This is a genomic window from Campylobacter concisus, assembly GCF_002092845.1.
GTDB lineage: Bacteria > Campylobacterota > Campylobacteria > Campylobacterales > Campylobacteraceae > Campylobacter_A > Campylobacter_A concisus_AQ.
The window spans coordinates 16,101-42,984 of the sequence record NZ_LVXF01000041.1; the positions used below are offsets into that span (position 1 = coordinate 16,101).

Sequence of the window (26,884 nt, forward strand, 5' to 3'; positions counted from 1 at the left end):
CTTTTCCTTTAGTCTCTACTTTTTATCTCGTCATCGATCTCTTGTAAAAATCTATCCACAAGTTCGCTCTCAGGTAGTCTTGCGACCACTTCGCCGTGACGCATGATCATGCCATTGCCTTTTCCAAATGCTATGGCAACATCTGCGCCTTTTGCCTCGCCGATAGCATTTACCACGCAGCCCATGACTGAGACGTTTAACGGCTCTTTTATGCCTTTTGTTTTTTCTTCTACGAGCTTTACTGCTGCCATGAGGTCAGCCTGCAAACGCCCACAAGTTGGGCATGAGATGATGTTTAGCCCCTCTTTTTGGCGGCCGCTATCTTTTAAGATCGCCTTTGCGACTTTGATCTCTTCTTCAAGCTCGCCAGTGATGCTAACTCTCATCGTATCGCCGATACCCTCAAGTAGTAACCCACCAAGTGCGATCGCGGACTTGATAGTAGCGTGAAAAGTGGTGCCAGCCTCGGTAACACCTAGATGAAATGGGTAGTTTGTCTTTGGGCGAAGCGCTCTATAAGCTTGCATAGTGCGCTCGACGTCGCTTGATTTAAGTGAAATTTTAATGTCTGTAAAGTCAAAATCCTCAAGAAGCTTGATGTTATACATCGCACTCTCCACCATCGCCTCAACCGTGCGGCCATAGCGGTCTTCAAACTGCTTTTCAAGTGAGCCAGAATTTACGCCTATGCGGATAGGTAAATTTCGCTGCTTGCAGGCATCAACGACCGCTTTTATGTTTTTTGCTGAGCCAATGTTGCCGGGGTTTATGCGGATAGCATCGACAAATTCGCTAACGATGAGCGCGTAGGTGTGGTTAAAATGTATGTCTGCAACGACTGGGATGGGTGAGCTGGCGACGATTTGCTTTAGCGCGCTGGCGTCCTCTTTGTCAAAAACTGCGCAGCGCACGATGTCACAGCCTGCAAAGTATAGCCTTTGTATCTGCTCTAGCGTGCCTTTTACATCCTTTGTCTTTGAAAATGTCATCGACTGCACGGAGATCGGTGCGTCACCGCCTATTAAAACATCGCGAATTTTTATTTGTTTTGTCGGGTATCGTTGCAAAATTTTGCCTTTAAATTTTTAAAAACCAAATTGTAGTAAAAATTTGTTTTTATTTTTATGAAAATACTATATTTAAAAAAACTTAATTTTGTAATATTATGTTAATAATATTTTTAGCAATAATTTTACGACCATTATAGTCAAGGTGTTCACACACATAGTTTTGATCTATAAAATTTTCACCAGGCACACTATATGATAGATCTAATGCTGCAATATTATGATCAATAAAAAACTGTTTTATTATTTTTACATTGTTTTCAACAGAGCTTTTAAAATCATCTCCAACAATTACTTTTCCGTGATCGATATTTATTGGCGTGATATAAAATACTAACTTGATACTGTGGCTTTTTGCATAATTAATCATTTCGTTAATATATTTGAACATCTCGTGATTTCTATCTAATTTATACATGTAGAAGGATTTGTATTTTAAAGAAAGTTTGTCTTTAAACTCTTCTTTTTTGTAATAAAATTTATCATAGCAATAAAAATCTTCATCAATTTTTATTTTTTGGATATTGTTTATAGTTCCTAAATTATTATTATCTCTTATAATATTTAGAGAATTATATTTTTCCTTAGTATAAATAAAATAATCATAAATAGCTTGATATACGGCCCTTAAATCCAATGCCAGCATTGAGTATATAATCCTTTGCGCAATAAATCTGTATTGGTTAAAATAAAACCACTCTTCGGAAAAGGAGCGTAAATTTATAGGTACTACAACAGTTGTATTTTTTGGAATAATTTTTATGTAATCTTTATATAATATTGGTGAATAGGCTGAACTATTTAAATTTATTACATGCAGTCCCATTTCTCTTAATATATCATCCACACCAATTGGATTTTTTTCACATTTCGAGTGTGATTTCATTACGCTATCTGAAAAATAAATAATGTCGTTACTGTTGAGTGTTAAAAGCTTTAAATTGTGATATGGCATAAATTTTATGCAAAATATTATTGGTAAAATAAAAATAGATGTTGTTAAAAAAACAATAAGCCATTTTTTGCAAAACATTTTTTTCCTTAAAAATTAAAATATAAGAATTCAGATATATTGTTTAATGAAAAAATAGAGTACATAAAAACAATAGAACAAAATATAGCGGTTTTAGTTTCAAATTTTAACTGTTTCAAAATTTCTATACTATTTTTAAATACTAAAACCAAAATAAAACCAAATAAAATAAATAAAAATGTATTTTTATCTCCAACTTTATCTATAGATCCGCCAAAGTCAACCCCTAAAGGTTTTAAAAAGCAAAATTTCGTTTCTAGAAAACTTGGAAAAGCAATACCACTAAGCCCAAACATCCCTTTTAAAACTTTTAAAGCATCGTCCCACTCTTTTGCTCTAAAAAATACCCAAGTAATATTTATGAAGTTAAATGTTATGAACCAAGCCAAAAATTTATTCATCTTAAAGCCAAGTTCGCTCCAAATTCTGTGAATAACCAAGGCAACGCCATGCAAAAATCCCCAAAAGATAAATGTCCAGCCAGCCCCGTGCCATATACCGCCTATTATAAAGGTTGCCATTAAATTTGCATATGTTCGAAGCCTGCCTTTGCGGTTACCGCCTAGCGGGATATAGATATAGTCTCTTAAAAACCTGCTTAGCGTTATGTGCCATCTGCGCCAAAAGTCTTGAATGTTTAAGGCTTTATAGGGTGAGTTAAAATTTATTGGAAGCTTGATATTAAAAAGAAGCGCTGCACCGATAGCCATATCGCAGTATCCGCTAAAGTCAAAGTAGAGCTGAAAAGTATAGCTTAGGCTAGTTGCCCATGCTTCAAATAAATTTAAGACAGCCGCCTTGTCAAAACCATTTGTTGCCCAAACAGCAAAACTATCAGCGATAACTACCTTTTTAAAAAGACCTATCGAAAATATAAATAGACCAAGTGCTATATTTTTATAGTTGATTATTCTATTTTTTAAATTTGCAAACTGCGGCATCATCTCTTTGTGATGCACGATCGGACCAGCGATTAGTTGCGGAAAAAAGGTAACAAATAAGCAGTAGTTTAAAAAATCATACTGCTTCGTACCCCCCCCCGTAGCACTATCTACTAAATAGGCTATTTGCTGAAAAGTAAAAAATGATATCGCAAGGGGCAATAGTAAATTCAAATGAGGTATATGGGTGTTAAAGATAAAATTTACATTGCTTATGAAAAAATCTGAATATTTAAAATATCCAAGTAGCATTAAATTTGCCACAATGCCTAGTATAAGAATAAATTTTTTAGAAATTCTACTATTTTCTTTGTTTAGCTCCACCCCAAAGCAGTAGTTAAACACCATTGAGCCTAAGATTAGCGGCAAATAAATGACATTCCACCAGCTGTAAAAAAATAGAGATGATAGAACCAAAAAGCCCTTTGCTACTTCTGTGAGGCGCTTTTTATTTAGATAAAAATACACAAAAAATGTAAATGGCAAGAATAAAAATATAAATTCGTAAGAGTTAAAAAGCATTGATGTATCCGTTAAATTTTTGGTGAGATTATAATAAACATTGGCTAATCACTAACTAAAATTAACTAAAATTCACCGGATCTATATCGATATCGCTAAGTTCGCTTTTGCAGAGGTTTGCCGCTTTTAAAAGCATGGCGTGCGAGTTTGAGCGAAGCAGAATTTCATATCTAAATTTACCCACAAGATACTCAGCCTGGCACTTGCCGTATCCAACGATCTCTAGCTCATCGCTTTTTAGTGGCTCTAGTCTTTGCACAAATTCGTTCATTGCGCCCTTTGCCGTGTTCTCATCTTTGTGCGAAACGACCACGCGAAGTAGCCTCGTAAATGGCGGATACAGCCCCTCTCGGTAACTGATCTCCTCCTTTAAAAATGAATCGTAGTCGCTGATATAGCTCTCAAAAAACTCCCTTTGTTTGCTTTGGATGATGACCCTACCAGCTCCGTTTCTACCGGCTCTGCCAGCTACTTGCATGGCAAGGGCAAGTGTCCGCTCTCTGGCTCTAAAATCAGGAAAATTTAAAAGCTCGTCAAAGCCCATGATGACGGCTAGCTCGACGTTGTGATAGTCATGCCCCTTACTTAGCATCTGCGTACCAAGCAGGATATCTATCTTGCCATCGTTAAATTCCTTCAAGGCCTTTACGAGCTTATTTTGCGTCGTGATCTCGTCTCTATCAAATTTAGCGATTCTAGCGTTTGCAAACTCAGCTTGCAGTCGCTCTAAAAGCTCGCTCGTACCGATCTTTTTGGCCTCTATCATCTCGCTACCGCACTGGTGGCAGGTCTTTGGCACGGCCATTTTGTGCTCGCAGTATTGGCACTTTAGCACGTTTTGCTTTTTATAGTAGCTCATGCCGATGCTACAAAACGGACACTTCACCGTCTCGCCGCAGTTTTTGCAGACAAGATACTTGAAATTTGCCCTTGTTGGCAGGCAGATGACGGCTTGTTTTTTGTTTTCAAGCGTCTTTGCGATCTGCTCTTTTAAAATTTCACTTATGCCAGTCTCGCTCTCGTCAAATATATAGCTCTTTTGCGACGCAAAATATGTCCCTTTTAGGCGAAAACATTCTTGCTTGTAAAAGCTAGTGAGGCTTGGCGTGGCACTACCCAGAACTACTTGCAGGTCAAATTTACTAGTTAAAAAGAGGGCTAGGTCCCTTGCGTTGTAGTGGGGCTTTGAGCCTGTATTTTTGTAGCTATCGTCGTGCTCTTCGTCGATGATGATGAGTTTTAACCGCTCAAGTGGCAAAAATAGGGCAGACCTAGCTCCTGCAATAAGCCTTGCTTTGCCGCTTTTGATGTCTTTTAAAATTTGCTCTTTTTTCTTTAGCGTGATCTTTGAGTGCCACACAGCCACAGCCTCGCCAAAGAAGTTCTCTAAGCGTTTTTGCATCTGCGGTGTTAGTGAAATTTCAGGCATTAAAAATAGCGCTTGAGCGCCTTCGTTTAAAATTTCTCTGATCTTAGCGATGTAAATCTCGCTTTTTCCACTTCCAGTGTCGCCAAAGATGAGTGAAATTTTACGTTTATTTATAAAATCCAAAGCCTCTTGCTGTTTTTCACTTAGTTTGGGTGCTACATTAAAATTTTGATTTTCATAAAATTTATCTACTGCAATAGTGTCATTTGGTTCAAATAAATTTAGGCTGACGCCAAGCTCGCATGTGTAATATTTTGAGATAAATATTGCCAATTCGCTTTGCATTGAAGTTAGATTAATCGGTAGAATTTCTAAAATTTTACTTGTTTTAAACTCTGGCTTGCCAGTCTCTGTTATGATAAAAGCAGTAAGAATTTTGCCTCTTAAAGAAGCCTTTACGCCTTGAAATTTTTCTAGTTTTTGATCGCTTTCATAAGTGAGCGGGGCTAAATTTAGCCCATAAAATGCGAGTATGTAATAATGCATTACTGAAGTGATTTGCAAATTTCATTTTCATCACTGCAACCAAAATCACCAGTATTTTTATCGTATTTGAAATTTGCTACTTTGCCATCTAACCTAAATGTATATTTGTCATCGCTTATTCTGTGCCAGCCATTTTTGCTGCCGCTATCTTTTATCGGTATATTTATAACATTTTTAAAGAGTTTACTTGGATCGCCATCGTCTAGTTTTTGTGGAAATTCTGGCTTTGCTTGCAAGATGTTGTCGTTGTATTTTAGTGAAATTCCACTTCTTATAGCGGCAAGTTGAGTTTTGGCATTTGAGATGGTAGCATCACTTCTAGAAAAAAATAGCCTAGGTATAGCGACTGTGCTTAAAATGCCTAGTATAACTACTATAAATATCAGCTCAAGCAAGGTGTAAGCTCGTCTTTTCATCTCTCTTCTCGCTTTAATATCTCATCAACGTTGCCAGTTAAATTTTTTACTGCCTTTATCACAGCGTAGTTTTCATAACATTTTTCTATAAAGGCGTTTAAAAGCTCTTTTGGCTCGATAAATTGGCGTCCGCCCATTAAATTTTGCCAGTCATCTTCAAAGAATTTAGCAAAATCATCATCAAGCGTGATCGTGTAGTCGCGAGATGATATCGTGAGCGTGATTTTTTTCATATTTTAGCCAAGCTTATCTGCCAAGGACAGCTTCGATTTTTCTCATTACATCGTCAGCTTCGGTATTTTTCTTATCAAGATCCTCTTCTAAGCGCATGATTTGATTGCTTTTTGCCTCATTTTGTGCTTTTAAAGTTACGATCTCATTACGCAACTCTTCGTTCGTTTTGCAAAGCTCGTCATATTTTGTGATCAGGTCATTTACTTTATCGCTTAGTGTGGTTAAGATCGCATTATCTTCAAACATAAAAGTTCCTTTAAAATAATAATTAGGCTCGTATTCTAACACGCAGAGGCTAAATTCTTATTAAAATTCTCATTTGACAAAGCACTATCTTTGCTATAAAATTCGCCCAAATTTAAAGGCGATCAATGAGTAAATTTGAAATTTCATCTAAATTTAGCCCAAGCAGCGACCAAGCAAGAGCGATAAAAGAGATAGTAAAAAGCATAAAATCAGGCAATAAATACCAAACACTTCTAGGTGTGACAGGATCTGGCAAGACTTTTACCATGGCAAACGTCATACGTGAGCTAAATATGCCAACTCTTATAATGACGCATAACAAATCCCTTGCCGCGCAGCTTTATAGCGAATTTAAGGGCTTTTTCCCAAAAAACCACGTCGAGTACTTCATAAGCTACTACGACTACTACCAGCCAGAAGCCTACATCCCAAGAAGCGACCTGTATATAGAAAAGGATAGCTCGGTAAATGAGGAACTTGAGCGCTTGCGCCTCTCTGCGACGGCTAGCTTGCTAAGCTTTGATGACGTGATCTGTGTGGCCTCAGTCTCCGCAAACTACGGCCTTGGCAATCCAAGCGAGTATAAGGGGATGGTGGCATATCTTAGCGTGGGCGAGAAAATAAGCCAAAGAAAGCTTTTAGAACAGCTTGTGGATATGGGCTATAAGCGCAATGACAACTACTTTGATAGGGGGGATTTTCGTGTAAATGGCGACGTGGTTGATATTTATCCAGCTTACTATAACGACGAAGCCCTAAGAGTTGAGTTTTTTGGCGATGAGATCGATACGATGTATCATTTTGACGTGCTTGATAACAAAAGGCTAAAGGACATCTCTAAGTTTACGCTTTACGCCACTAGCCAGTTCATCGTGGGCGCCGATAGGCTAAAGATCGCGATGAAAGAGATCGAGGAAGAGCTTGATGTGCGTTTGAAAGAATTTAACGAGCAGGGCAAACTAGTCGAGGCGCAGAGGCTAAAGCAAAGGGTGGAGTTTGACCTTGAGATGATGGCAAGCACTGGTATGTGTAAAGGCATCGAAAACTACGCGCGCCACCTAACTGGTCAAAAGGCTGGAGAGACGCCGTACTCGATGTTTGACTACTTTGAGATAAGCGGTGAGGACTATCTGGTTATCGTCGATGAGAGCCACGTGAGTTTGCCGCAGTTTAGGGGTATGTACGCAGGCGATAGGAGCCGTAAAGAGGTGCTTGTGGAGTATGGATTTCGCTTGCCTTCAGCTCTTGATAACAGGCCGCTTAAATTTGATGAGTTCATAAGCAAAAAGGCGAAATTTCTCTTTGTCTCAGCCACGCCAAACGAATACGAGCTTGGTATCAGCCAGGGGCACGTATATGAGCAAATTTTGCGACCTACGGGACTACTTGATCCGCTTATCGAGATAAAAGATAGTGACAATCAAGTCGAGGTGCTATTTGACGAGGCAAAGGCAGTCATTGCTAGAGGTGAGCGCGTGCTAGTTACGGTGCTAACTAAAAAGATGGCCGAGGAGCTAAGCCGCTACTACATTGAGCTTGGCGTAAAGGTCAAGTATATGCACTCAGATATCGACGCGATCGAGCGAAATGAGATCATTAGAGGGCTTAGAAGCGGCGAATTTGACATGCTAATAGGCATAAATTTGCTCCGTGAGGGGCTTGACCTGCCTGAAGTGAGCCTAATAGCTATCATGGACGCCGATAAAGAGGGCTTTTTGCGCTCGACCACGAGTCTTATACAAACGATGGGGCGCGCAGCTAGAAATGTAAATGGCAAGGTATTAATGTTTGCCAAAAAGATAACAAAATCAATGAAAGAGGCGATCGATACGACGACAGCTAGGCGTAAATTTCAAGATGAGTACAACAAAGCTCACGGCATAATGCCGCACTCTGCCAGCAGAAATATCGAAGAGAGCTTACACGTCGAAGATGATGGTGAAATTTATAAGCGTGGTAAAAATTTAGAGAAGATGCCAGCTAGCGAGCGAGCAGCGATCGTAAAAGAGCTAAGAAAACAGATGCTTGAAGCGGCGGCACAGCTGGAGTTTGAGAAGGCGGCGGCGTTAAGAGATGAAATAGCAAAGATGAGAAAACTTTAAGGCGATTTTGTATTTTTCTGCTATACGTCTTTGAAATTTCACTCTACTTCAGTCACATACTACATGTATGCTCCTTTGTATCGTAAAATTTCGCCTCGTCTAGCAAAAAAATACTGTATCTTGGGGTTTTAAAATTACTAAACAAAACAAAAATTTCTTGTCTTGGTGGCTTAAATTTATTTGTTTATCTTCAGTCGAAAATTTCTTCGTAGCATTTAAAATCATCACGAGATACTTTGCCTTGATGTTTTTGGTAACTAAAATTTAGATTTTTTATGCGTCTAGTCTGCACAAATTTTAAACCGCGCAACATTTAAATCTATCACAAAATACTACTGCTTTTGAGCCCATTCGTATCGCGAAATTTCGCCTCATCTCCTCATAGCGAAGCTAAAGACAAAATCATATTGTCTTTAGCTGTTTAAACTATAAATTTATCGCCAAATGCCGTTTTATGATCTATCCTGCTCTCTTGTGTCTTTTTTCACGCTATACCAAGCAATTAGTAAAAAGAAAAACTCTGCTATATTAAAAAGGTCTATGTTTTTGGTTAAAATGCCTATAAAGTCTGGTTTACCTGGAAATAGTAGCGCTAAAAGTATGACCGAACTTACCACAAACAATATAAAATTTATCCAAAATAGCCTACTTTTAGTTGCGCTCACTAATCTTGTTGTAAATAAAAATAAAAATACTGTAGCTAACAAATGAGCAAATACTCCAATGTATAAGATTGTATTGGCACTAGAAACTAAAGATTTAATTGAGGCATTGTGCGTACCAAAGATATTTAAAAAATTATAATCGTAAGCATATATATACATGTAGTCAGTTGTTGCTTTTGCTATTGTAAATATCACAAAAAGGATAGAGAAAAATAAGAAATTTGTATGTAGTCTTATCTCATTTAACGTATGTGCTATCTGCTTAACGGCAGAGTAAATAACCGCTAATACTACTGCATAGGCAAGAGGCTTTATAAATATTATTGGTCGAAGTGACATTCTTTCTTGATGTGCTAACAAATATTCAAAAAATATATAGAAAAAAAATGTTGCGATAAGGCCAAATAAACAAGCTGTCGCGGCTAATTGGCTTGAAGATTTGATAGTAGCCACATTTAAAATCCCACCTTCGCTAGTTGCTTGGATTTCGTCACTACTTACTTGTGTCTTTAGTCGCCACCATGCGATTAAAGCAAGAAAGAAAGCTCCAATGTCAATATAATCATAAATTTTGTGATCAATTTTAATAAAGTAGCTTGCTATATGAGATGCGCCAAATAATGCATAAGTCCAAAACATTTTTTCTTTTGTTGTTTTTATTAATTTTGCGATAGATATAAATAAAAATAGTGATGCTGTTACGAATAATACTCTCAATAAATAGCTACGATAAATAAATAGCTGTTTAAACAGGTCATGATTATACATGATCTCTTCATCGCTATAAAAATGATTCAATATCGTAAAGATAAAATCATCATTGTTAAAATTTCTTTCTCCTAGATACATAACAATTTTAAAAGTCAAAAGAGTTAAAATCACATATATCAAAATGAAAATAGTAAAAATTTTAAAATATGTTCTTAGTTTTGAGGAATTATAAACAGAACATATCAATGAAATGGCAAAAAATAAAAGTAGCCAACTGATAGAGTCGCAGCATGCTTTGAGGATAAGACTGAAATCACGATCAAGGGTTTTGTAAAGCCCTGAAACGAAAACTAGATACTTAAATATCGCCACAATACAAGATATAATCCCCAGCTCTCTGGCACTTTTTAACATATATTTTTTTTCTTGTTGTAACGGTTCCAAATTTACTCCTTAAATTAAATTAGTTATTTTATTGTAATTAGTCTAAAAAATATTTAAATATTTTAAATCAGGTTAATTTATTTTAATTTGGTATTTATTTATCTCGTGACTGGCCTTAAAAAGTAGCTAGAAGCTGCGCATATAAGCGATACTGCTGCGACAAAGTAAAATGAGTGTATAAGGCTAAAGATGTCAGCGATCTTGCCGATGACCGTTGCGAATATGCCGCCGATCGTGATACTAAGGCTAAGCGTTATGCTTGACTAAGCCTATAAACTGATCTGATTTGGCAAATAAAGCTGTGCAAAGGGGTTGAGGGGGTAAAAGATAGGCTGATGTAGCCACTCACGCACATGGAGGCCGCGAGAAATAGCGCGTAGCTGTCGATAAAGAGCATTAGCACGACTAGCGGCGCGGCGATGCTTAGGCTTATTTTGATGAGCCTAACTAGGCCGTATCTATCTGCTAGCGCTGCGCCAAATAGCGTAGAGATCGCACCTGCAGCAAAAAACATACTTAAATTTACATTTGCAGCTTCTTTGCTAAGACCAAAAATTTTGATGAGGTAGATGCTAAAAAATGCCGCAAAGCCAAAAGCGACGATAGAGCGTGAAAATATACACAGACAAAGCCTCAAAAATGCGCCCAAATCGTCTTTTAGGGCGCTTGTTTTTTGTGAAATTTGCTTTTTGTGATTGCCTTCTAGCACTTTTATAAATTTGCCTTTTTTAAGGTATAAAAGTGTTAGCAAAATTTGAGGGATTATAAAGACCAGCGTCCCTTTTAGGCCAAAATTTCCCACAAAAACGGCGACTAAAATGGGCCCAACTGCAAAGCCGACATTACCACCAAATGAAAATATACTTATGCTTTTGGCTCTATTTTTGGCGTTTGAGGCGTAGTTTACGATCCTTGCGGCGCTTGGGTGAAAGAGTGCGGCACCGATACCGCTTATCATCACGCAAAGCAAGATGAGGTAGTAGTTTGTCACAAAGCCAGTGAGGCTCATGCCTCCGCCTGCAAGCAGTAGCCCAAGCGGGATGATGTAGGGCAGCTCTTTTTTGTCGCTTAGGCGGCCGATAAGTGGCTGGATGAGCGAGCTTGCTAAATTTGTGGCGGTCACGAGCGAGGCGGCTGTGGCATAGTCGTAGTGGTAGCTTGCGATGAAAAATGGCAGCATCGCGCCAAGGGCACTTTGGTTTATGTCGCTACAAAAGTGCCCAAGCCCCATTAGATACTTTAAATTTTCCGTCTTTTTACCTAAAATAGCCCCTTTAAAAGCCCCTTTAAATTTTGCTTTTCGCCGCTTGTGCCTTCATCGTCTTTGCCCAGCTTTTTATCTAAAAATCTACCTATCTCTTTTTTGACCTTATTTTCAAGATACTGCGACCTGACGTCGTATTTTAGGTTGTCTGTCGTACCTGAGATTTTCACGTTTAGATCGGTCTTTTCTAGCCTGCAAACAAGCGGCGCGTTAAGCATTTTTGTCGCAGTATTGTAAGTGCCGCCTGCAACCTTTATGTCGCTCTTTGGCGAGCTTAAATTTACGTTAAAGATGACGTTGTCACCCTTTATATCGCCGTAAATTTTGCCGTCTTTGTAAATTTCTTTTGTGATATCCTTGCCGGTGAAGGTTTTTATATTGTTTGTGAGATTTGTGCTGGCTAGGTGACCCTCTTTTAGTAAGATGTCAAATTTACCGAGCTTTTGCTTTGTTTCGTAGTCAAATTTAGCATCGCCGTTGCCATCATAAAGATGATCCAGTCCCAAAGTCTGCGTTAGCCCCTTGACTTCGAAGTTTTTTAGCACCGCATCAAGCGCGCCAGCTTTGTAGTTTGCCTCTAGTTTGCCCTTAAATAGATCATCAGAGGTGGCTTTTACGCTTAGATCATCCACTTTGCCATTTGCTGTTATGATGGTTGCAAATTTTCCGTGAAGCTCGCGGCCAGCTAAAAATGCAAGCTTATTTAGCTCTGAAACTATCGCTTGAAGCTTTAAGCTTAGCGTGTTTTTGCCCACGTCAAAGCTGCCATCTATGCCCTTTATATCAGCTAGCGAGCTAAGAAAGTCGCCACTAAATTTTGCCATGTCGCCTTTGTAATCTAGGCTCAAATTTGAGCTAAATTTCTCATTTTCTGGGAATTTTTTATCAAGCATTTTGCTAAGCGCTGAAGCGTTAAATTTACCATCATTTAAAGCGATTTCAGCGGTGACGCTTGGGCTTTTGCTAAAGATATTTTGCCCCTTTGCCTGCACATTTACCTTAGCGTTTGCCAGTCTGTCGTTGCCGCTAAGTGCTAGTATCTCTCCTAGCTGCGCCTCTTTTAGGCTAAGATCAAGATTTTCATTTTTTATGGCGGCGTTTAGCTTGCCAGCAAAGGCGTCACCGCCTAAATTTAGCTCATCTATCTTGCTCTCTTTGACCTTCACATCGCCCGCAAGCGCCATCTTTGAGCTCACCTCAAAGCCACTAACCGCTTTAAATTTCTCAGGGTCGCTAATGAGCAGGGCAAATTTGCTAAAAATTTGGTTATTTTTTAGGTCAAAAACGCCCTTTATATCCTTTAGCTCGCCAAGGTCGCTAAGCACGTTTGCGTCAAAATTTACAAGCTCACCTTTTGCGGTGGCGCCGCCTTTTAGCTCAAATTTTGCCGCATTTTTAAGCTTTGCAAGACCATTATTTATAAGGCCGTTTTTTATCTCAAATTTAGCCTCGCCTGCAAGCTTTTTTAGCTCGTCAAAGCCGCTAAAATTTGCGTTTAAATTTATCTCTCCGTCTGCGTAGCTAGGCTGCAAGGCAAGCGCTAGAAGCTTTTTTAGCTTTATGCTGGCCGCATTTAGGGCTAAGTTTTTACTATCAAAATTTGCATTTATCTTGCCACCAAGCCCGTTTATCTCAGCTTTTAGATTTTTAAGGGCATTTTCTTGCATTGTAATTTCGCCGTTTGCATCCACAGCGCCGCTTAGTTGTTGATTTATGAGCTTGCCAAAAAGGGCAAGATCAGGCACGTTTAGCAAAAAGTCGCTCTTTAAATTTTTGCTAGCTAGATCATAAGTCGTCTCATTTGCTTTTAAAGTGGCTTCAGGTGCGATGATGAGGGCTTTTGCCACTACTTTTTCATTTGCAAATTTAGCATTTACACCGCCTTTAAAATTTATATCTTTTGCTAAATTTAGCCCAAATTCGTTTTTTAGAATTTCTTTGTTTATCGCTGCATCGCTTGCTAAAATTTGAGCGTTAATGATCGGCTCATTTTTCTCATCAATCTCTTGCATATTGCTCGTTAGATCAAGCTTACCGCTAGCTAAATTTGGCTTTTGTGCAAGGGCTGATATCTCGGAAAGTTCGATGTTTTTAGCGTCAAGATTTAGAGCTTTTGGCAGATAGTCTTTTAAATTTGCGTTTAAATTTATGTTTGAACCAAGCGCCGTGCCAGTTGCCGCTAGCTTGAAGTCGCTAAATTTACCAGTCACGTTGGCCTTGAGTGCCACATCCTTTTTTAGCCCAAGCTCTCTAGCCTTTGCCTTGTCGGTGTCTATATCTATGTTTAAGTTCATGCTTTGAGTAAGCAGTGAAAGCTCACCATTTGCCTTTAAATTTATGGCGTTCATCACGGTCGCTTCTAAATTTAGCGTACTAAATTCTAAGCTAAAATCTTTAAATTTCGCATCTATACCGCGAGCGAGTGCCTCTTTTTCTATTTTACTTGCTATAAATTTATTACCAAAAGAGCTAAAGATAAAGCCAAAAATGCAAAGGATTATCAGCCCCAAAGCCACTACTAAATAGGCTATTTTTTTCATAAATTTCCTTTATATTAGTTTTACATATCATAAAACTTTAGTGTAAGTGACTAAAGTTTTAATAAAATTTAACTATAAATTATTGACTTTTTTAGAAAAAAGTGCTAGGATTTCATCACTCAAAAATAAAGAGTGCTAAAAAAGACAATTAAACCAAAAGGATGAACAATGAACTTTCAACCATTAGGCAAGCGTGTTCTAGTCGAACGCGTAGAGGAGACAAAGACCACAGCTTCGGGCATTATTATACCTGATAACGCAAAAGAAAAACCTTTAAGCGGTGAGGTAAAAGCAGTCGGGGCTGAAGTAGAGGGCATAAAAGTTGGTGATAAAGTTGTATTTGCAAAATACGGTGGCACTGAGATAAATTTAGATGATAAAACATATCTTGTTTTAAACATCGACGATGTTTTAGGCGTTTTAAAATAAGGCTGCAGATGGCTGCAATTATGTATGTTGATTTTCCGCAAGAAGGTCTTTTTGGAGACGAGATGTCAAAAGCTTTTGAGGATTTGGCCAAAAGCATCAACCAAGAACCCGGTATGATATGGAAAATTTGGACTGAGAATAAACAAACAAAAGAAGCCGGCGGAATTTATCTTTTTGACAATAAGGAGAATGCGGAAAAGTATCTGAAAATGCATAGCGAAAGACTGGCTAAAAACGGCTATTCAAATATTCGCGGCAAAATTTTTGATATTAATATGCCTTTGTCAATGATAAATAAGGCTGATTTTTTAAAATAAATTAAAACCAAAAGGAAAAACAATGGCAAAAGAAATTTTTTACTCTGATGATGCAAGAAATCGCCTATACGAGGGCGTAAAAAAACTAAATGACGCTGTAAAAGTGACAATGGGACCAAGAGGCAGAAATGTCCTTATCCAAAAGAGCTTTGGCGCGCCAAACATCACAAAAGACGGCGTTAGTGTGGCTAAAGAGGTTGAGCTAAAAGATACTATCGAAAACATGGGTGCAAGTTTAGTTAGAGAAGTAGCAAGTAAGACAAACGACCAAGCAGGTGACGGCACGACAACAGCAACCGTGCTAGCTCACGCTATATTTAAAGAGGGTCTTAGAAACGTAACTGCTGGCGCAAATCCTATCGAAGTAAAACGCGGTATGGATAAAGAAGTAGCAGCTCTTATAGATGCACTAAAAAATATCTCTAAAAAAGTATCAGGTTCAAAAGAGATCGCTCAGATCGCTACTATCTCTGCTAACTCAGATGAGAGCATCGGCAAACTAATCGCTGATGCGATGGAAAAAGTTGGCAAAGATGGCGTCATAACAGTAGAAGAGGCAAAATCTATCCAAGACGAGCTAAGCGTTGTTGAGGGTATGCAGTTTGACCGCGGATACCTAAGCCCATACTTCATCACAAACCCTGAAAAGATGCAAGTTGAGCTAAGTAACCCATTTATATTGCTATTTGACAAGAAGATTACAAATTTAAAAGATCTACTCCCTGTGCTTGAGCAAGTACAAAAGAGTGGCAAACCGCTACTAATCATCGCTGAAGATATCGAGGGCGAGGCACTTGCAACGCTTGTTGTAAATAAGCTTCGCGGCGTGCTAAACATCTCAGCTGTTAAAGCTCCTGGCTTTGGCGACAGAAGAAAAGCGATGCTTGAAGATATCGCTATCTTAACAGGTGGCGAAGTTATTAGCGAAGAGCTAGGCAGAACACTAGAAAGCGCTACTATAAACGACCTTGGACAAGCTTCAAGCGTAGTTATCGACAAAGACAACACAACTATCGTAAATGGTGCAGGCGAGAAGTCAGCGATAGACGCTAGAATAACTCAAATAAAAGCGCAAATAGCTGAGACTACAAGCGACTATGACAAAGAAAAACTTCAAGAGCGCCTTGCAAAACTAAGCGGCGGCGTGGCAGTTATCAAAGTAGGTGCTGCGACTGAGACTGAGATGAAAGAGAAAAAAGACCGTGTAGATGACGCTCTAAGCGCTACTCGTGCAGCTGTAGAAGAGGGTATCGTAGTAGGTGGCGGTTCAGCTCTTATCCTTGCTTCAAAGAGTGTAAATCTAAATTTACAAGGCGATGAGGCAATCGGCGCTGAGATCGTTAGAAGAGCGCTTCGTGCTCCACTTCGTCAAATCGCTGAGAACGCCGGCTTTGACGCAGGCGTAGTAGCAAATGCAGTTGAGACAAGCAAAGATGTAAATTTTGGCTTTAACGCTGCAACTGGCGAATATGTAAATATGTTTGAAGCTGGTATCATCGATCCAGTGAAAGTTGAGAGAGTTGCGCTTCAAAACGCTGTTAGCGTAGCTAGCTTACTACTAACAACTGAGGCAACTATCAGCGAGATAAAAGAAGAAAAAGCAATGCCTGCAATGCCTGACATGGGCGGAATGGGTGGTATGGGCGGCATGATGTAGCAGCCCTTTTCGAGCTAGAGCTTTCTAGCTCGAATTTATACTTAAACTTTAGACTCACTAAATTTATAAAATTATTTACTCCTTTTTAAATTTATTCTTGTATCATTTTGCTTTCTTTTAGGGAGAATTTACAATGAAATATGATGAAATTTTTAGAGAATACGACATCCGTGGCATTTTTGAAAAAGACTTGACAGAAGATAGCGTCAAGGCTATAGGGCTTGCTTTGGGTAAGAAATTTAACGAATTTGGCGTAAAAACCTTAAGTGTTGGCTTTGACGCAAGACTAAGTGCTAGAACGCTTTTTAGGTACCTGCTAAGTGGCCTAAACAAGGCTGGTGGCTTTAAAATTTACAACATCGGCTTACTTCCAACTCCAGTTGGCTACTTTAGTGTTTATGCTGATTATTTCGACGCAAATATCATGATCACGGGCTCTCACAACCCAAAAGAGTACAACGGCTTTAAGATTACTATCAAAAAAGATAGTTTTTTTGGCAAAGATCTGCAAATTTTAAAAGATAAAGTTAATGAGATAATCGCCTCAAATTTAGAGATCGCAGACGATGAGAGCTGTGAGAAATTTAATATCCTAGAAAAATATGTCGAGTTTTTTGTAAAAGAATTTAGTGAGCTTAAAAATTTTAAAAAGCCTTTTGTTATCGACTGCGCAAATGGCGCTGTTGGCGTGAGCTTGGTACCGATTGTCAAGGCACTCGGGCTAAATGCAAAAATTTTGTATGAAGAGCCAGATGGAAATTTCCCAAATCACCACCCAGACCCAAGCGAAAAAGAGAATTTAAAAGAGCTATTTTCACTCATCGAAAAGAAAGAATTTGACCTTGGATTTGGCTTTGACGGAGACGGCGACAGGATCGCGGTTATAACGCCAAAAAGAGATATAAAAGGCGATGAGCTAGCATATCTTTATGCACTAAATATGAAGCATCCAAAGGTGCTTGGCGAGGTAAAATGCTCACAAAATATGTACGATGAGATCGCTAAGATCGGCGAAGTTTTTATGGGAAAAACAGGACACAGCAACATTAAAAAGATGATGAAAGAGCTAAACGTAGATCTTGCAGCTGAAGTGAGCGGTCATATCTTCTTTAAAGAGCGATACTTTGGCTTTGATGATGCGCTTTATGCGATGATGAGAGTGCTCGAACTAGTTCATAAGGGCTTTGACCTTGATGGCGAGCTTGATAAGATGCCACTTGTCTTTAGCACCGATGAGATCAAGGTAAAGACGACTGATGAGGCTAAATTTAAGATAGTTGCCAAGCTAAAAGATTGTGTGAAAAATGAGAGTTGCGACCTGCCAAAGATAAAAAATATCATTGATATTGATGGTATAAGGATTCAGTTTGAAAATGGCTGGGCGCTAGTACGCGCGTCAAATACAACGCCAGTTATTGTTACTAGATTTGAGGCAAAGAGCAAGGAATTTTTAGAAGAGATCGAGCAAAAAGTGACAAATTTGTTAAAGAGCTTAATGTAGCTTGCAAAGGCATTTTGGGGTAAATTTACCCCAAAATGCTTTTTAAAATTTTATTTAAACATTCAAAAAACTAAGATTTATCTTTCTTGCCTAGCTTTCGCGGATTTTTCTCTGCATACATACTATCTGTAATTTAAATTTATCAAAAACATGCATCTTAGCTTTTTTGAACCTTCATGTGGATAATGCAATTTAAATCCAAAATTAGTCTATCTAATATCGGCGTTCAGTTTATTGTTGCAAGGGTTCATCTACTAGCTTGCTGTTCAGGTATGCAAAATATCAGCCTTTATGGATTTTATGCAGTGTAATCTACCGGCAAAAATTTTTACAAACGTATTTGTTAAATTTAAAAAAAAGAGAGATGGCGTAAAGATTTACGCCATTAAATTTTTAGAGTTTGCCACCTTCAACGACAAGTGATTCTGGATTGACACTGTCGCCGTAGATCGGTTTTAGTGTAGCATCATAGTCTTTGTGGAAGAAATTTTCTTTGCCTAACTCAATGATCTCATTATTTAGCCAGTCAAGTAAAACTTTGTTGCCTTTTTTAACAGCTGGTGCTATTACATCCACATCACCAAGTGCTTCAACGCCTACAACAAAACCTGGAGTCTCTTTCGCCCAGGCAAAAAGTAGGGCGTTATCATGCGCTAGTGCAGCACCTCTTTTATCAACCAAAGCTGCAAATGTTTCAGTATTTTGGTCGTATTTTACAAGCTTAATATCTGGATAATTTTTTGTAAAAAACGCGTCCGCAGTCGTGCCCTTATTTACGATTAGGGTTTTGTCTTTTAGCTCATCTATGCTTTTTATCACTGCACCTTCAGGGCTTACGATGCCAAGTGAAACCTTCATGTATGGAAGCGCAAAATCAACAACTTGTGCACGCTCAGGTGTTTTTGTAAAATTTGCAAGCGTGATATCTACTTTATCAGCTACTAAAACTTCAACTCTACCAGCAGCCTCGACTAGCTCAAATTTTACCTTGCTCTCATCGCCTAGTAGGTCTTTTGCGATACGTTTTGCAAAGTAAATATCATAGCCTTGGTTTTTGCCGTCTTTATCGACATAGCCAAATGGTGGTTTGTCGCTGAAAACGCCAATTCTTACAAATCCACGCTCTTTGATCTTTGCGATCGCATCAGCTTCGTTTGAAGCAGCTTTTGCCGTGTCGGCACCTTTGTCATTACCACAACCCGTTAGAAAGACGGTAGCGATTAATGCTAATAAGAAAAATTTAAATTTTCTCACTCTTTCTCCTTGTAAAAAAGTTAAATAAATAAGAGCGTTAAAATTTTGCTCTAAACGCATTTTGAAAAAACGGCAAATTATCTCTTATTTTTTCTAAAACGAGAATAAATTTAGAAATTTCTTCGCGCGATCGCTCTTTGGGTTGGTAAAAAATTCCTCTGGCTCGCTGATCTCCACGATCGCTCCAGCGTCCATAAATACGATCTTGTTTGCAACCGCCCTTGCAAAGCTCATCTCGTGGGTGACTATTAGCATCGTCATGCCATCTTTGGCTAAATTTAGTATAACATCAAGCACTTCTCTAACGATCTCTGGATCAAGCGCAGCCGTAACCTCGTCAAATAGCATAATTTCAGGGTTTAAACAAAGGCTTCTAACGATTGCTATGCGCTGCTTTTGACCGCCGCTTAACTCCTTTGGGTAGGCAAATTTCTTATCAAGCAGTCCAACCTTGCTTAACCACATATCAGCGGTCTTTTCGGCCTCGGCCCTATCTCTTTTTTGCACCTTTAAAGGCCCAAGAAGTACGTTATCTATGACGTTCATATGATCAAAGAGCTCGTAGCTTTGAAAGACCATGCCGACCTTTTGGCGGATCCTTTGCCAATCATTAAATTTAGCATCAATCACTTCACCATCAATTATTATCTCGCCACTTGCGATACTCTCAAGGCCGTTTATACATCTAAGAGTTGTGCTTTTGCCACAGCCCGATGGTCCAAGAAGCACGACCACTTCGCCACTTTTTACCTCTAAATTTATATCTTTTAAGGCGTGAAGCTCTCCATAAAATTTGTTTATTTTTTTAAGTTCTAATATGTTTTCGCTCATTTTAACTCCATTTTTCTTCTAGTTTTTTTGATAGTTTTGAGACTGGATAGCAGATCACAAAATATAAAAAGAATATGAGCGTGTATATCCAAAATGGCGCCATAGGATTTGTAAATACATTTCGCTCAATGATCTGCTGACCGACTTTGACCACCTCTACAACGCCGATTAGAACGACGATAGAGGTCGTTTTTATCATACGGCTTAGTAAATTTACAGCCCCAGGCACTAGCCTTCTAGTAGCAAGCGGGATGATGACATAAAAGTAAATTTGAAATTTACTAAGTCCAAGCGATGCGGCTGATTCAAATTGATGTTTTGGTATTGATGTTATCGCTCCACGCACGATGTCCATCATTTCAAAAATTCCCCACAAGCTAAAGACGATGAGTGAGGCTGTAAATGCTGAAATGTGAATATCAAACGCCTTGCTGACACCAAAATAAAATAAAAATAGCCAAACGATCTGAGGCATTATGCGAACGATTTCTAGGCAAATTTTTAAAATAAAATAGATAAATTTGTTTTTCATGCTCATAAGCACGCCAAGCACTAAGCCACCGATTATAGAGATAAAGATAGAGATAAATGAAATTTCTGTGCTAACAACTAGACCTTCAAAGAGCCTTAGTAAATTTTGCGTGTCAAATAAAATACTAACTCCTTGCATTTCTCACCCTTTTTTCGATATAGCTAAGTACTAGCGAGACTGGCAAGATGATGATGAGATAGCTAATTACTAGCATAAAAAGTGCTTCATCTGTCTTGTAATAAAGCCCGATAAGATCCTTTGCAACATAAACCAGATCGGCGAGTGCTACAATACTAACGATGCTTGTTTCTTTTAGTAAAAAGATAATATTTGCACTAATGCTTGGCACCGCTACGCTAAATGCTTGAGGCAAGATAACATATCTTAAGAGCTGATTTTTGCTAAGTGCGATGCTAAGTCCCGCTTCGATCTGCGACTTTCTAACCGCCTCAAAACCAAGCCTAAAGCTCTCACTCATATAGCTACCACCAAGAAAGCTAAGCCCAGCGACCGCACAGGCAAAGCCGCTCATCGACACTCCAAGCTTTGGCAAGCCATAATATAAAAAGAAAAGCTGTATAAGAAGTGGCGTATTTCTTGAGAGCTCGACATAGCAGTCAATCACTTTTGATAGAAATTTTAGCTTGTAAAATTTCACAGCCATACAAAAAATACCGATCAAAATAGAAAAAACGATCCCTAAAAAGGCAATCTCACAGGTAAGCACTCCGGCCTTAACATAAAGCGGATAAAATTTCTCAATAAACTCAAAATCCATAAACTTTAATCCAATCTGAAAAATGGAGTTATTTTATCTTATAATCATAAATTTAAAACTAATTAGATATGATCTTGCTTTAAATTTAAGCTTACAAAAAGGATAAAATTTGATCGATCTTTTTCAGATCATCGGCTTTTTAGGGATGATTTGCATCGTGATGGGCTACTTTTTACTTCAGATCGGCCGCCTAAATAGCCGCGATCTAGCCTATCAGATAATAAATTTAGTAGGTGCGGTGCTACTTATCATCTCGCTTTTTGTGCACTTTAACCTCGGTTCATTTTTGATAGAGGTCTTTTGGATAATAATTACGATTTATGGAATTTATAAAATTTATAAGGAGAGAGCGTGAGAGCTTACGCAGAGTGGGAAGAGCAGGAGCTTTTGTTTTTGTCGCTGCCACATAGTAAGAGCGACTGGGAGCCCTATTTAGAGGAGATTTTAGCTGGCTATGAAGAGCTTGTGGCTGCTATTACGCCGTTTGAAAAGGTGGTGCTCATCTGCCCTGATGAGGCAAATTTCGCTAGGTTTAAGAAATTTAAAAATGTAGAGTTTGTTAAGCTTGATACTGACGATACTTGGATCAGAGACTACGGCATGATTGACATTTATGCTGAAGATGGCGTAAAGAGCTACGACTTTAAATTTAATGCTTGGGGCGGTAAATTTAAGAGCTCAAAAGATGATGCCCTAAATTTGGAGCTAGCTAAAATTTATAAAACCAAGCTTGAGCAAGTTGATATGATACTAGAGGGCGGAAGTGTCGAGTTTAACGGAGATGGCGTGCTTTTAACCACTTCAAAATGCCTACTAAATGAAAATAGAAACAAATCGCTTAGCAAAGAGCAGATCGAAGAAAAACTAAAAAATTTATTTGGCTTAAAGCGTATCATCTGGCTTGAAAATGGCTTTATAAGAGGCGATGACACAGATAGCCACATCGACACTTTAGCGCGTTTTATCACGCCTGATACGATAGCTTACGCATCTTGCGAAGACAAGAGTGATGAGCACTTTGATGAGCTTAAAAAGATGGAGGATGAGCTTAAAAAAACTGGCTTTAAGCTACTTGCTCTACCGCTTCCTAAGCCTAAATTTTATGAGGGCAAAAGGCTTGGCTGCACATATGCGAACTTCATCTTTATAAATGGTGCCTTGATCGTGCCAACATATAACGACGAAAACGATGAAAAGGTGCTAAATTTACTAGCCAAGGCACTGCCAGATAGAAAGATCATCGGTGTAAATTCGCTAGTTTTTGTGCGTCAAAATGGCTCGCTTCACTGCTCAAGCCAAAATAGATATAAAAGGTCTTAGTCTTGTCAAGTCCGTTTGATTATGAGTTTAACCGTATAAATAAGCAGGAGTGCACGCAGGGCGAAAATAAGGCTGTTATCGCAGCTGGAGCTTGCGCTTTTTTACTCGCACTTGTGAAATTTACAGCTGGGCTTTTTAGCGGCTCGGTCGCTGTGCTTGGCTCAGCGATTGACTCGATGCTTGATTTTATAGTCTCGCTTTTAAATTTATTTGCTCTTAGAAAGTCAAGAAAGCAAGCCGATGAGAGATTTAACTTTGGCTATACAAAGTTAGAGGCCTTAGCAGCACTATTTGAGTGTGCCATCATCGTGGCTGCTGCTGGATATATATTTTATGAGAGCGTTAAGAAATTTAGCGAGCCAAATTTAGAGATAGACCTTGGCTTAAGCCTTGGCGTGATGGTATTTTCAGTCGTAGTGACGCTATGTTTGGTGCTATTTTTAAACCAAATTTCTAAAAAAAGTGGAAACCTTATCATAAAAGCAGACGCGCTGCACTATAAGATCGACCTTTTTAGCAACCTTGCTGTCATTATTTCTCTTCTTATCATTAAATTTAGCGGATTTGTGATGATAGATGCGATCTTTGGCATCGTGATAAGCGGCTACATCGCTCAAAGCGCTATAAATTTAGGTAAAGACGCCTTTGGTATCTTGTTAGATCATGCAGCAAGCCCTGAAGTCACAGATGAGATCATCAAGATGATAAAGGCAAAAGAGAGGATTTCAGACTTTCACTACCTAAACACAAGACAGAGCGCAAATACCATATTTTTAACGCTGCATTTAGTTTTTGACAAAGATATCTCGCTTTACGACGCGCACGAGGTGGCTGACTCGCTTGAAGCTGAGATAAGAGAGAAATTTAAGGAATTTTCGTGGCAGATAACCACGCATTTAGACCCATACAACGACAAAGAAGGGAAATGAGATGAAAGTAGCACTACTTCAACAAGAATTTAAAGGCACAAAAGAGGCGACCATCGCAAAGACGCTCGAGCTAATCGCTGAGGCAAAAAAGGGAGGTGCCGATCTAGTAGTCTGTCAAGAGCTGCACCAGACGCAGTATTTTTGCCAAAGTGAGGATACAAATTTCTTTGATCACGCAAATAACTGGCAAGAAGATGTCGCTTTTTGGGGCAAGGTGGCTAAAGAAAATGGCGTGGTTTTGGTCACTTCGCTTTTTGAAAAGAGGGCTGACGGACTTTATCACAACACCGCCTTTGTCTTCGAGCATGACGGTAGTGTGGCTGGCAAATACCGAAAAATGCACATTCCTGATGACCCTGGATTTTACGAGAAATTTTACTTCACGCCTGGTGATATCGGCTTTGAGCCAGTTGAAACTAGCCTTGGCAAGCTTGGCGTTTTGGTTTGCTGGGATCAGTGGTATCCAGAAGCAGCAAGGCTGATGGCACTAAAAGGAGCAAAAATTCTTATCTATCCAACGGCTATTGGCTGGTTTGAGGGCGATAGTGAGGATGAAAAATCAAGACAGCTTGAGGCGTGGGTGGCAGTTCAAAGAGGCCATAGCGTAGCAAATGGCCTGCCAGTGGTCGCAGTAAATCGTGTGGGCTTTGAAAAAGATGATAGCGGCGTGATGGATGGGATAAAATTTTGGGGAAATAGCTTTGTTTTTGGACCACAAGGCGAGCAACTTTTCCGTGCAAATAGCACAGATGAGCTATGCAAGATCATTGAAATAGACATGAGAAGAAGCGAAGAAGTCCGCAGAATTTGGCCATTTTTAAGAGACCGTAGGATCGATGCCTACGCAAATATCACAAAGAGGTTTATCGACTAAATTTAGAGCTAGAATTTCTAGCTCTTTTAAAATGTAAATTTCTTATCCACTATGCGGACTATCCTGCCGCCAAGCCTTTTTGCCTGCTCTTCGTTGTGCGTGGTGATGATGATGGTGTATCTTTGCGACAAGCTTTTTAAAAGCTCCTCTATAATCAAGATATTTTTCATATCAAGCGACGAGCAAGGCTCATCAAGCATGAGCACTTCAGGCTTTGTAGTTAGCATCCTTGCGATGCAAAGTCTTTGCTTTTGACCGCCGGAAAGTTTGCTAGCTGGCATATCAAGGCCATTTATCTCATCTAGTAAATTTACGCTTTTAAGCAGCTCCTCTACTCTTTTTTGTTTGTCTTTTATGCTGCCCTCGTAAAATTCCATCGCATAGGTCAAATTTCTTTCTACGCTAAATGGAAAGAGTGTGGCGTCTTGAAAGAGTATGGCTAGCTTTCGTCTTAGCCAAATTTCGCCCTTATTTTTGATATTTTCGCCTTTAAATAGGATCTCTCCGCTATATCTGCCGCCCTTTTGCTCCAAAAAGCCATTTAACGCTGAAAGAAAAGTCGATTTACCACATCCTGAGCTACCCATTAGGCAGATGATCTCGTTTTCGGCAACGTTTAAATTTAGATCTTTTAAAATTTCATTATCTTGGTAAAAGATACTAAGGTCTTTTATGTTTAAAATATCTGGCAATTTTCTCTCCTATATCAAATAAAACTACGGCTGAAAGCAAGTGCAAAATGATCAGTATAAAAATGAGCACAAGCGCCGTGGCGTAGGCATTTTTCGTTGCGACTGACTGGCTTAGGAGCATATGCAGGTGAAAAGGCAGTGCCATGACCGGCGAGAGCAGGCCTTCGGCCTTTGCCATGAAGACGACCCCTGTTAAAAGTAGTGGCGCAGTTGCCCCTATGGCGTAGCTGCCAGCAAGTATCAAGATCGATATGATATTTTTTCTAATAGCTGGCAAAATCAGCTTTCTAGCCATGAAATTTTTATCAACACCAAGCGCGAAGCTATCTCTTAATATCTTCTCATCGATTTGCGAGATCACCTTTTCAATGCTTACTTCAACAAATGGAAAGACCATCAAAGCAAGCGTAATGCTAGCTGTTAGCAGACTCTTTGGGATATCAAGACTAACGATAAAAAGCCCATAAACAAACATACCAAGCAAGATAGAAGGTATGGAGGCCATCGTTTGGATGATAAATTTAAGCCCAAGTTTGATCGTGCTAGAGGTGCAGTAAATTTGCCTATAAATAGCGCAGCTAACGCCAAGAAGCGCAGAAAATATCATGGATAGTATCATCAGCAAAAATGAGCCTATGATAGCGTCTCTTATGCCACCACTCTCACCTAAATTTAAACCTTGCGGATTTTTGGTTAGAAAGTCTAAATTTATCTGAGAGATACCATTTGCAAAGATGAAATAAAATATCCAAAATATCACCGCAACCACTATAAATACGCAAAGATAAGCGTAAAATTTGACTAGATGATCTTTAAAAGCGTTCATTGTTTTTCTCAAATTTAAAGATAAAAATATTTAGCATAAATATAAAAACAAGCAGGACAAATCCGCTTGCTATTAGGGCATGATAGTGCAAGCTACCAGCCTCGCTCATACCCATTTCAAGGGCTATTAGAGATGGTATGGTCTGAGCTTTTGAGAGCAGGTGCGGAAAAAGCGGGGTGTTGCCTATGACCATCATCACAGCCATCGTCTCGCCAGCTGCCCTTGAAAATGCGAGTATAAAGCCTGAAATGCTAGCTTTTATGGATTTTCTAAAAATGACTTTTCTTATAAAATATCCTGTGCTTACCCCAAGTGCGTCTGAGTTTGTTTTGAAATTTTGTTTTAGCAGATCAACACTTTGGAGCAAGTGCGAGGTAAAAAAGGGCAGTATCATGACGCTAAGTATGAGGCTAGCTGCCAAAACTGACTCGCCAGCGGACATTTTTAGCCCTGACTCTAAAATTTTTACAACCTTGTAAAGCGCGAAAAATCCATATATGATAGATGGTATGCCAGCTAAAATTCTTATCATCCAGTCTAGCACATGCCTAAGCCAGGCACTCGCAAAAAAGCATATAAATATAGTAACGCCAAGCGAGATAAAAAATGAAAATATGCAAGCTAAAAAGGCAACTACGAAATTTGCGACTAGGATATTAAACAGTCCAAAGCTAAAAGGCTCTGTGCTAACGTCCCAGTCGTCATTTAGTAAAAAGTCAAAGAGGCTTACTTCTGTAAAGAAACTCGTGGAATTTAGCAGTAAAAACCCAACGAGTAAAAGCAAAAGCATGGCGGATAAAAGTGTGAAAAGATATACCCCGCCTTTAAAAATTTGCCCTGTCAT

Annotated in this window: 27 protein-coding genes; 9 read left to right on the plus strand and 18 right to left on the minus strand. The window is 39.0% G+C overall.

Going from position 1 to position 26,884, the window contains the following annotated elements; all coding sequences use genetic code 11:
* Window positions 1-8 precede the first annotated feature (8 nt).
* From ispG to A3854_RS08795, 7 genes are all read right to left on the minus strand, one after another.
* On the minus strand, window positions 9-1,067 hold the full coding sequence (gene ispG / locus A3854_RS08765) for a flavodoxin-dependent (E)-4-hydroxy-3-methylbut-2-enyl-diphosphate synthase (protein WP_084042154.1): 1,059 nt from the start codon (window positions 1,065-1,067) through the stop codon (window positions 9-11).
* A gap of 82 nt (window positions 1,068-1,149) precedes the next feature.
* On the minus strand, window positions 1,150-2,100 hold the full coding sequence (locus A3854_RS08770) for a hypothetical protein (RefSeq protein WP_084042155.1): 951 nt from the start codon (window positions 2,098-2,100) through the stop codon (window positions 1,150-1,152).
* Between the two features lie 8 nt (window positions 2,101-2,108).
* Complete coding sequence (locus tag A3854_RS08775; protein WP_084042156.1) at window positions 2,109-3,563, minus strand: MBOAT family O-acyltransferase; 1,455 nt, start codon at window positions 3,561-3,563, stop codon at window positions 2,109-2,111.
* Window positions 3,564-3,624: 61 nt separating this feature from the next.
* Window positions 3,625-5,478, minus strand: coding sequence for a primosomal protein N' (locus A3854_RS08780; protein ID WP_084042157.1), 1,854 nt, complete (start codon window positions 5,476-5,478; stop codon window positions 3,625-3,627).
* Window positions 5,478-5,894, minus strand: a complete 417-nt coding sequence (locus tag A3854_RS08785) for a type II secretion system protein (RefSeq protein ID WP_084042158.1) — start codon at window positions 5,892-5,894, stop codon at window positions 5,478-5,480. Before A3854_RS08785 ends, A3854_RS08780 begins: the two co-directional genes overlap by 1 nt.
* The gene (locus A3854_RS08790) at window positions 5,891-6,127 is read right to left on the minus strand and encodes a hypothetical protein (protein ID WP_054196819.1); all 237 of its coding nucleotides are present in this window, start codon (window positions 6,125-6,127) and stop codon (window positions 5,891-5,893) included. The genes A3854_RS08785 and A3854_RS08790 overlap by 4 nt, the downstream gene beginning before the upstream one ends.
* A gap of 13 nt (window positions 6,128-6,140) precedes the next feature.
* Window positions 6,141-6,374 (minus strand): cell division protein ZapB, encoded by a 234-nt coding sequence (locus A3854_RS08795; protein WP_021091279.1) that lies wholly within the window; start codon window positions 6,372-6,374, stop codon window positions 6,141-6,143.
* Between the two features lie 125 nt (window positions 6,375-6,499).
* Here A3854_RS08795 and uvrB point away from each other — a divergent pair, with 125 nt between their 5' ends.
* On the plus strand, window positions 6,500-8,476 hold the full coding sequence (gene uvrB, locus A3854_RS08800; protein WP_084042159.1) for an excinuclease ABC subunit UvrB: 1,977 nt from the start codon (window positions 6,500-6,502) through the stop codon (window positions 8,474-8,476).
* A 190-nt stretch (window positions 8,477-8,666) separates the two neighbouring features.
* Here the strand turns inward: uvrB and A3854_RS09905 are convergent, their stop codons facing one another.
* The 4 genes from A3854_RS09905 to A3854_RS08815 all read right to left on the minus strand — a co-directional run bounded on the left by A3854_RS09905 (window position 8,667) and on the right by A3854_RS08815 (window position 14,100).
* Window positions 8,667-8,789, minus strand: coding sequence for a hypothetical protein (locus tag A3854_RS09905; protein WP_257639908.1), 123 nt, complete (start codon window positions 8,787-8,789; stop codon window positions 8,667-8,669).
* Window positions 8,790-8,928: 139 nt separating this feature from the next.
* Window positions 8,929-10,296, minus strand: a complete 1,368-nt coding sequence (locus A3854_RS08805; RefSeq protein ID WP_084042160.1) for a hypothetical protein — start codon at window positions 10,294-10,296, stop codon at window positions 8,929-8,931.
* Between the two features lie 253 nt (window positions 10,297-10,549).
* Window positions 10,550-11,527 (minus strand): MFS transporter, encoded by a 978-nt coding sequence (locus A3854_RS08810; protein ID WP_180378677.1) that lies wholly within the window; start codon window positions 11,525-11,527, stop codon window positions 10,550-10,552.
* A gap of 29 nt (window positions 11,528-11,556) precedes the next feature.
* Complete coding sequence (locus A3854_RS08815; protein ID WP_084042161.1) at window positions 11,557-14,100, minus strand: tryptophanyl-tRNA synthetase; 2,544 nt, start codon at window positions 14,098-14,100, stop codon at window positions 11,557-11,559.
* A 168-nt stretch (window positions 14,101-14,268) separates the two neighbouring features.
* Between A3854_RS08815 and groES the strand changes: the two genes are divergently transcribed.
* The 4 genes from groES to A3854_RS08835 all read left to right on the plus strand — a co-directional run bounded on the left by groES (window position 14,269) and on the right by A3854_RS08835 (window position 18,004).
* The gene (gene groES / locus A3854_RS08820; protein WP_084042162.1) at window positions 14,269-14,529 is read left to right on the plus strand and encodes a co-chaperone GroES; all 261 of its coding nucleotides are present in this window, start codon (window positions 14,269-14,271) and stop codon (window positions 14,527-14,529) included.
* 8 nt (window positions 14,530-14,537) lie between these two features.
* Window positions 14,538-14,846 carry a monooxygenase gene (locus tag A3854_RS08825; protein WP_084042163.1) on the plus strand — a complete coding sequence of 103 codons (309 nt, stop codon included), beginning with the start codon at window positions 14,538-14,540 and terminating at the stop codon, window positions 14,844-14,846.
* A 22-nt stretch (window positions 14,847-14,868) separates the two neighbouring features.
* A complete protein-coding gene (groL, locus tag A3854_RS08830; protein WP_084042164.1) occupies window positions 14,869-16,503 on the plus strand; it encodes a chaperonin GroEL in 1,635 nt (544 codons plus the stop codon).
* A gap of 133 nt (window positions 16,504-16,636) precedes the next feature.
* A complete protein-coding gene (locus A3854_RS08835) occupies window positions 16,637-18,004 on the plus strand; it encodes a phosphomannomutase/phosphoglucomutase (protein WP_084042165.1) in 1,368 nt (455 codons plus the stop codon).
* A gap of 393 nt (window positions 18,005-18,397) precedes the next feature.
* Here A3854_RS08835 and A3854_RS08840 read toward each other — a convergent pair whose 3' ends face one another.
* From A3854_RS08840 to A3854_RS08855, 4 genes are all read right to left on the minus strand, one after another.
* On the minus strand, window positions 18,398-19,258 hold the full coding sequence (locus tag A3854_RS08840; protein ID WP_084042166.1) for a cysteine ABC transporter substrate-binding protein: 861 nt from the start codon (window positions 19,256-19,258) through the stop codon (window positions 18,398-18,400).
* Between the two features lie 93 nt (window positions 19,259-19,351).
* Window positions 19,352-20,089 (minus strand): amino acid ABC transporter ATP-binding protein, encoded by a 738-nt coding sequence (locus A3854_RS08845; RefSeq protein ID WP_021091230.1) that lies wholly within the window; start codon window positions 20,087-20,089, stop codon window positions 19,352-19,354.
* Window position 20,090: 1 nt separating this feature from the next.
* On the minus strand, window positions 20,091-20,759 hold the full coding sequence (locus A3854_RS08850) for an amino acid ABC transporter permease (RefSeq protein WP_084042167.1): 669 nt from the start codon (window positions 20,757-20,759) through the stop codon (window positions 20,091-20,093).
* Window positions 20,746-21,399, minus strand: a complete 654-nt coding sequence (locus tag A3854_RS08855; RefSeq protein WP_084042168.1) for an amino acid ABC transporter permease — start codon at window positions 21,397-21,399, stop codon at window positions 20,746-20,748. The genes A3854_RS08850 and A3854_RS08855 overlap by 14 nt, the downstream gene beginning before the upstream one ends.
* 109 nt (window positions 21,400-21,508) lie before the next feature.
* On the opposite strand from A3854_RS08855, the gene A3854_RS08860 reads away from it, so the two are divergent.
* Genes A3854_RS08860 through A3854_RS08875 form a run of 4 tightly spaced genes read left to right on the plus strand, consistent with a single transcriptional unit; the run spans window position 21,509 to window position 24,522 of the window.
* Window positions 21,509-21,754: a CBU_0592 family membrane protein gene (locus tag A3854_RS08860; protein ID WP_009293649.1), complete on the plus strand. Its 246-nt coding sequence runs from the start codon at window positions 21,509-21,511 to the stop codon at window positions 21,752-21,754.
* The gene (locus tag A3854_RS08865; RefSeq protein WP_084042169.1) at window positions 21,751-22,719 is read left to right on the plus strand and encodes an agmatine deiminase family protein; all 969 of its coding nucleotides are present in this window, start codon (window positions 21,751-21,753) and stop codon (window positions 22,717-22,719) included. Before A3854_RS08860 ends, A3854_RS08865 begins: the two co-directional genes overlap by 4 nt.
* Window positions 22,720-22,721: 2 nt before the next feature.
* Window positions 22,722-23,648: a cation diffusion facilitator family transporter gene (locus A3854_RS08870; RefSeq protein ID WP_084042170.1), complete on the plus strand. Its 927-nt coding sequence runs from the start codon at window positions 22,722-22,724 to the stop codon at window positions 23,646-23,648.
* A 1-nt stretch (window position 23,649) separates the two neighbouring features.
* Window positions 23,650-24,522: a carbon-nitrogen hydrolase gene (locus A3854_RS08875; protein ID WP_084042171.1), complete on the plus strand. Its 873-nt coding sequence runs from the start codon at window positions 23,650-23,652 to the stop codon at window positions 24,520-24,522.
* A gap of 26 nt (window positions 24,523-24,548) precedes the next feature.
* Here A3854_RS08875 and A3854_RS08880 read toward each other — a convergent pair whose 3' ends face one another.
* Genes A3854_RS08880 through pstC form a run of 3 tightly spaced genes read right to left on the minus strand, consistent with a single transcriptional unit; the run spans window position 24,549 to window position 26,884 of the window.
* Window positions 24,549-25,214, minus strand: coding sequence for a phosphate ABC transporter ATP-binding protein (locus A3854_RS08880; RefSeq protein WP_084042172.1), 666 nt, complete (start codon window positions 25,212-25,214; stop codon window positions 24,549-24,551).
* Window positions 25,183-26,040 carry a PstA family ABC transporter permease gene (locus tag A3854_RS08885; protein WP_084042173.1) on the minus strand — a complete coding sequence of 286 codons (858 nt, stop codon included), beginning with the start codon at window positions 26,038-26,040 and terminating at the stop codon, window positions 25,183-25,185. Before A3854_RS08885 ends, A3854_RS08880 begins: the two co-directional genes overlap by 32 nt.
* Window positions 26,027-26,884: a phosphate ABC transporter permease subunit PstC gene (gene pstC / locus A3854_RS08890; RefSeq protein ID WP_084042174.1), complete on the minus strand. Its 858-nt coding sequence runs from the start codon at window positions 26,882-26,884 to the stop codon at window positions 26,027-26,029. The genes A3854_RS08885 and pstC overlap by 14 nt, the downstream gene beginning before the upstream one ends.